The sequence below is a fragment of the Pseudomonas sp. Sample_23 genome (assembly GCF_004307595.1).
Classification (GTDB): domain Bacteria; phylum Pseudomonadota; class Gammaproteobacteria; order Pseudomonadales; family Pseudomonadaceae; genus Aquipseudomonas; species Aquipseudomonas atacamensis.
Genome location: NZ_RCNX01000013.1, coordinates 34267 through 35772, shown reverse-complemented (window position 1 = coordinate 35772; position 1506 = coordinate 34267). Strand labels below are relative to the sequence as shown.

The 1506-nt window shown below is 51.8% G+C and carries 3 protein-coding genes and 1 tRNA gene; 2 read left to right on the top strand and 2 right to left on the bottom strand.

Features of this window, described 5'->3' with window-relative positions; all coding sequences use genetic code 11:
- The first annotated feature begins 50 nt into the window (after positions 1–50).
- Positions 51–123 (top strand) — tRNA-Thr (locus tag D8U82_RS03200).
- A 19-nt stretch (positions 124–142) separates the two neighbouring features.
- Here the strand turns inward: D8U82_RS03200 and D8U82_RS03195 are convergent.
- Together D8U82_RS03195 and D8U82_RS03190 are read right to left on the bottom strand one after the other, a co-directional pair.
- Positions 143–484 (bottom strand): type II toxin-antitoxin system HicB family antitoxin, encoded by a 342-nt coding sequence (locus D8U82_RS03195; RefSeq protein WP_056782875.1) that lies wholly within the window; start codon positions 482–484, stop codon positions 143–145.
- Entirely contained in the window at positions 481–732 is a 252-nt protein-coding gene (locus tag D8U82_RS03190) for a type II toxin-antitoxin system HicA family toxin (RefSeq protein WP_125927172.1), read from the bottom strand. Before D8U82_RS03190 ends, D8U82_RS03195 begins: the two co-directional genes overlap by 4 nt.
- A gap of 356 nt (positions 733–1088) precedes the next feature.
- Between D8U82_RS03190 and D8U82_RS03185 the strand changes: the two genes are divergently transcribed.
- Positions 1089–1388 carry a DUF6388 family protein gene (locus tag D8U82_RS03185; protein ID WP_110603487.1) on the top strand — a complete coding sequence of 100 codons (300 nt, stop codon included), beginning with the start codon at positions 1089–1091 and terminating at the stop codon, positions 1386–1388.
- Positions 1389–1506: the final 118 nt, after the last annotated feature.

The following is a 1506-nucleotide window of genomic DNA, read 5'->3' as shown; positions in this document are numbered from 1 at the left end:
CAACCCACAAATTTGCCGCAGCCCGAGTCCGGTGCTAGGTTTAGCCCACCGCCCGTGTAGCTCAGCCGGTAGAGCAGCGCACTCGTAACGCGAAGGTCGCAGGTTCGATTCCTGTCTCGGGCAAAAATTTTCGCCTTCGGTTTTATGCGTGGTGTTGGAGGTATTCGTTCAGTGCTTGACGTGTCAGATCATTCAACGACACATTTTGACGGGTTGCCGCCAGAGCCGCTGCTAAATGCAGATCGTGACCGATGCGAACATTGAACGATCCTTTGCATGGGATTTCAGGCTTCTGCCCGAGCTGCTGACAGGTTTGTAAATAGTCATCTACCGCCTCGCGAAAGGCTGCTTCCAGTTCAGCCACCGTTTGTCCTTCATAATTAACCAGCGCCCTGATGAAAAGGAGTTTTCCGAACAGGCACTTATCTTCCGTGCTCGCCTCGATAGAGCCAACATAGCCTTTGTAGTGCAGCTGGGAACTCATGGAATCAGGCCTCCTGTTTTCAGTTGCTCGATAATCTGGCGTCTTGCGTATGTTTTGATTTCATTACCGGGATGTGGCTTGTGCAGGTTGATCAATGCGTTCGGATCCCCATTGTTGAATTTGATCCTGCTACCGGATCCTTCCAGCTGAGAGTAACCAAGACGACCTAACAGAGTGACAAGCTCGGACCAAGTGAATGCGCTGTGCCCGTTGATTAGCTTGGCGAGAAGTTTTTCAGTCTTTGACATGCTGGCCTATGATTGCAACTGAATATAGTTGCATGTTTTTGGGCGGTCAATGTGAAGGTTTCGTTCGCCTCGACCATCAAAGGCGATGGCGAGGATTTATACGCAGTGAATTTCGCGCATGGAAACAGGAAACTGTAACCAAGCGCATACCACCCTTCATTTCATTCCCCCCGGTTGCACTGGCTTGCGTCTCTGTTAGGATTCCTTCGTACCAGACAAGCAAGCACCGTTGTTTTCAGATGATCCACGAATGGTCCTGAAGGCCAGGAAAAACCGAGCTTCCAATGGCTTCCTGCGTCAGAGAGATCCTTGATGATCCAGATCCATCCTCCATTCCTAAGATCAGCGAGAACCCCATGACTGAATTGACCCAAGAGCAACGCCACGAACAAGCGCTGGAAAAATACCTTCTGGATGTGCCGGACCTGAAGGTCGAGATCAAGGACCTGAGTCCCGATGATCAGAAAGACCAGATCCAGTGGTCCTTCGAAGACGAAGCCGAAGCGCAGGGCTTGCAGCCGTGGGAGCTGACCCTCAAGTACACGAGCACGCCGGAAGAGTTCGAGGCGCAGCGCCTCGTGCTGCACAAGGAAGCGGCGGAAGTATTGGGTGTCGAGTGGGAAGAGTACTGCGAGATGAACAATCTGGTGGTCTGAACAAAAACGCCAGCCTCAACAGGCTGGCGTTTTTTCTTGCGCGAATGCTCAGAGGCTCAGTCGCATCGACAGATCCACCGCTTTGACATCCTTGGTCATCGCACCAATCGAAATGTAA